Here is a 3,625-nt window from a genome sequence, read left to right on the forward strand (position 1 = left end):
CGCCCTCCCGACGCAACGACAAAACCGTAAAGCCCCGCGTTCAGCATAACCCGGCAGGAATCCACTTAAATCCAGCGGGGCGCTGTCCAAACAACCGGGGCCAGCTCTATCGTCCGCAGGGTAACAATCACTGCGACAGGAAAGCGACGCTGGCACGGCGATCTACATCAACACGTTTGGTTGGACCGATCGCCGCGGCAGGGAGGAGTTGCATCGCTGCGACGCGCGACGCGACAAGCCATTCTTTTGTCGGAGTCGCGCACTACTTTTCATTTTTGAAAAATGGAGAAGTAAGGTGGCAATTGGGACAGTGAAGTGGTTCAACCCGACAAAGGGGTACGGGTTCATTCAACCTGACAACGGCGGCAATGACGTCTTTGTCCACATCTCCGCGGTTGAGAAGGCTGGTTTTACTTCGCTCGCAGAGGGCGCAAAAGTCAGCTTCGACATCGTGAAAAATCGCGGAAAAGACTCGGCGGAAAATCTACGAATCGGGTGATGCGCACAGCGTGTTGTTCAACAGAAAGGCCGCAGTGGTACGCCGCTGCGGGCGGCCGAGGAGATCGATCGGAATTGGCCGATGGATAAGGCGCTATCGTTCGCATGGGCGTTCGGGCTTGCAGCCTTGGTACTGTTCGTCGCGCTATACCTGCTCTGGTAGTGAGTTGGCGATTCGCGACGGCGCTGCCTGCGATCCGAGACTGATTGCCAAGTCACCGCCCTATCCTGGTAGTTGCTCTAGGGCATTCGTCCGGAGGATACGTTGCCCGGTCAGCCTCTTCGTCGCGAGGCTGGCGGTGGAGTTAGCGACGCGTGGTAGGGACAGCGCTCGGCCTCCGAACTGGGCGCCGAGCCGCGTGGCCGCTAGCTTCACCGGGCGGCGCGGGTGTGGCAGGGACAGCGTCGTTTCGCATTTCCCGGCGCCGAGTCGCGCCCGCACCGCCACGATCTGGGATCGATAAGCATCACGGACACTCAGGGAGGGAAAGGAGATTGTCCGGTTGAATTCCGTCAACTGTTGTCTTGATGTACTTGTTTCGGCCATCGGTGGCGACGATGACCTCGACAGTGACGCCTGATTCTTCGACGTAGTACTCCCACTCGCGGCTTTCGAGGTCTCGGATAGTCTTCTTAACGGATAGCTTCCATCGCGTTCCGTCTGAATTTACCCCGCCGACATTTTTGATTCTCTCGTGTGCGCTTCGCCTGTCAGTCTTGTTTATGCAACGAATGCGCACGCGTTTGGTCATGCGGGTGTCTCCCATCTGTGCAAGCTGTTGGACCAGCTTAGAGACTGGTCGAGGAGGAGGGACCTGCCGATTCTGGTAGGTGCCCCGGTTACTTGTCTGCGCCATTATCTGGGCCCCTTGAGAATGTGACCCTCTCAGGGGCAAGGTGGCCAGCCCCAGTCTTCGAGGACGGGCTGGCCACCATCGCTTGCGACGCCACCTTGCAGGGTAGCTATACAGGCCAACGGAATGCACACATTCGAGCGGCACATCACCTCACTGCGGTCGCAAGCGCTTGCGGTGCTTGCAGCCAATCAGGCCCGCGCGGCCGATCAGTCTTTGAGCCAAGCAGATCGCCAAGACGCGACGTTTAGTGCCGAGGAGGCTCAGGCAGTGCTAGGCATACTCGACAGCTTGAAACCCAACATCGGGCCGGAAGAGGCACGGAAGATCGCTGCACGCATACGAACGCTTCTAGAGTGGGACGTGTGAGTGCCAACCGGTTCGGGTGGGATGCCTGTGAGACTTTCGCCAGTAAATGGCGGGCGGAGCGCGCGGGTGCACAGCGGTCCCTGTCAATTTAGACAGGGACGCCCGGCCTGATGTTGACACATGATCATCACTGACGGAGGGCCAAAGCTCTATGCAGCGCTATTATTTCCCGATCATCCACAACGGTCGCTTTCAGCCAGACAGCGATGGCGAGGTGTTTGGCTCGGCCGATCTCGCGGGTCAATACGGCGCTCGTGTCGCGCAAGATATCGGCAGCGATCCAGACTACGATCCTGTTAGCGAAACTGTCGTGATCGTGGTTGACGACTCCGGCACCGAGATCGCGCGGCACGTGGTCGGTGGTGTTGCTACGGCCGTTCAGCTAGCGAGAAGACAGTGACGCTCATTCAGCAGCCGATGGCTCGGCAGAGCGTTAAACTGTCGCCGCGTGTCGTTGCGGCTGTGAGAGACGTGAAAGGCGTTGGGCGGTGTTGAGGTGAGGAACTGAGGGGCGCGTCTCCAGGGACGGATCCCTTTTGGGCCGGGTGACAAATCCTAAACGAATCCTATATAATCTAACGGGGCTTATGGCCGGCAGGGGAGCCGTTGCCCAGAGGGAAACGCAAATGTCGATCGCTTCGTCCTCCGCAGCGCGACACATCTGCGCGCGTGGAAATTGGGGCGTCACGAACCTCGCCCTACAGAAAATCCTCTATATGGCTCAAATGGTGCATCTAGGACGCACCGGACAGCGCTTGGTCGATGCCGAATTCCAGGCATGGGATTATGGTCCTGTCGAGCCCGGGCTCTACCGGCAGGTTCGGAATTTCGGAAACAAGCCAATTCAGGACGTGTTTTTCTGGGCTCCACCCATTGGTGGGACTCAGGAGGCGGCCACACTGGATGAGGCGTGCAACTTCCTTATTCAGAAATCACCGGGTGAATTGGTTGCCATGACGCATTGGCAGAATGGAGCTTGGGCTCGTCACTATGTCCCTGGATCAAGAGGCATCCCAATCCCGGACGCCGACATCATTGCCGAGTACCGCGCGCGAGTCGGAGGCGCATGATTTCTCTGTCATCGTTAGGCAGTCTCCGTCTCATCCAAATATGGTTGAGACGAGTGCTGCAGCGCTGGAAGCCGCTCTCCAGAAAGAGGCCGATGAGCGCCGCGAGGAACGATTCTACTGGATATGCGTGCATTACGCTAATTGATTTGGCCACATTTCCCCACTTAGGATTTGTGGCCGTCATCTGCATTTTTCTGATTCAGATAGTCGCACTTGCCGCCCTGGCCAGAAAATATGCTGATGAGAACATCGCGATAGCGATCGACAAAATCATCGCATCGATTTGCGACAGGTTCGGGTGGAAGTAGGGCGGCGAGATCCTATCCGTAAAAGCCAATCAAAAAACGGATAGCAAAAAACGCCCCTGCGACTACGGCTGCCGTGATGGCTATCGCGAAACCAACCCTAAAGCTTTCGCTCATCAGTTCCCCCTAGGCCGCAGGCACATCCCCCTCCGAAATTGCGCCTGCGGCCTCCGCTGCGACGGTCCGCAATCATGCCGGTCACTGCGGTAGGTGTGCGACTACAAATTCCAGTAGTTGACCAGTTCGTGTTCTCTGGGCCGAATCGCTATCGAGCGAAGCCTATGTCAGTCGCGAGCCCAATCGCCGGATGGAGCGTAGCCATGACGAATGAACCGGATGATCTCATCGGACGTATTGCTGAGATCGAACTAATTGCTGAGATCGAACTAAATGAATCGGCGGCGATCTGTGTTGAGCAGATCCCCGTGGGTCGGTCAAAATCCCCCGGGTATGGTCACTTGAAACTCCCCCACCTGATGATCGCCGTCAGCGCCGCTGAACAGCAGTAGCCGGTCAGGCAGGACGTTTA

Annotated in this window: 5 protein-coding genes; 4 read left to right on the forward strand and 1 reads right to left on the reverse strand. The window is 57.5% G+C overall.

All coding sequences use genetic code 11. From position 1 onward, the window contains the following. Window positions 1–295: 295 nt before the first annotated feature. The gene (locus QJT78_RS49420; protein ID WP_014495262.1) at window positions 296–499 is read left to right on the forward strand and encodes a cold-shock protein; all 204 of its coding nucleotides are present in this window, start codon (window positions 296–298) and stop codon (window positions 497–499) included. Window positions 500–965: 466 nt separating this feature from the next. Here the strand turns inward: QJT78_RS49420 and QJT78_RS49425 are convergent, their stop codons facing one another. Beyond that, a complete protein-coding gene (locus QJT78_RS49425; protein ID WP_028154576.1) occupies window positions 966–1,250 on the reverse strand; it encodes a DUF3892 domain-containing protein in 285 nt (94 codons plus the stop codon). Window positions 1,251–1,872: 622 nt separating this feature from the next. On the opposite strand from QJT78_RS49425, the gene QJT78_RS49430 reads away from it, so the two are divergent. The 3 genes from QJT78_RS49430 (at window position 1,873) to QJT78_RS49440 (ending at window position 3,605) form a co-directional block, all read left to right on the forward strand. Next, on the forward strand, window positions 1,873–2,121 hold the full coding sequence (locus tag QJT78_RS49430; RefSeq protein ID WP_038945909.1) for a hypothetical protein: 249 nt from the start codon (window positions 1,873–1,875) through the stop codon (window positions 2,119–2,121). A gap of 226 nt (window positions 2,122–2,347) precedes the next feature. Continuing rightward, complete coding sequence (locus QJT78_RS49435) at window positions 2,348–2,791, forward strand: Panacea domain-containing protein (RefSeq protein ID WP_157790214.1); 444 nt, start codon at window positions 2,348–2,350, stop codon at window positions 2,789–2,791. Window positions 2,792–3,416: 625 nt separating this feature from the next. Beyond that, window positions 3,417–3,605: a hypothetical protein gene (locus QJT78_RS49440; RefSeq protein ID WP_281460798.1), complete on the forward strand. Its 189-nt coding sequence runs from the start codon at window positions 3,417–3,419 to the stop codon at window positions 3,603–3,605. The last annotated feature ends 20 nt before the right edge of the window (window positions 3,606–3,625 follow it).

This window comes from Bradyrhizobium sp. Mp27 (genome assembly GCF_029953005.1).
Classification (GTDB): domain Bacteria; phylum Pseudomonadota; class Alphaproteobacteria; order Rhizobiales; family Xanthobacteraceae; genus Bradyrhizobium; species Bradyrhizobium barranii.

Coding starts and splice junctions, on each gene's coding strand:
- QJT78_RS49425 (WP_028154576.1), bottom strand. CDS start 1,250: ATGACCAAACGCGTGCGCATTCGTTGCATAAACAAGACTGACAGGCGA.
- QJT78_RS49430 (WP_038945909.1), top strand. CDS start 1,873: ATGCAGCGCTATTATTTCCCGATCATCCACAACGGTCGCTTTCAGCCA.
- QJT78_RS49435 (WP_157790214.1), top strand. CDS start 2,348: ATGTCGATCGCTTCGTCCTCCGCAGCGCGACACATCTGCGCGCGTGGA.
- QJT78_RS49440 (WP_281460798.1), top strand. CDS start 3,417: ATGACGAATGAACCGGATGATCTCATCGGACGTATTGCTGAGATCGAA.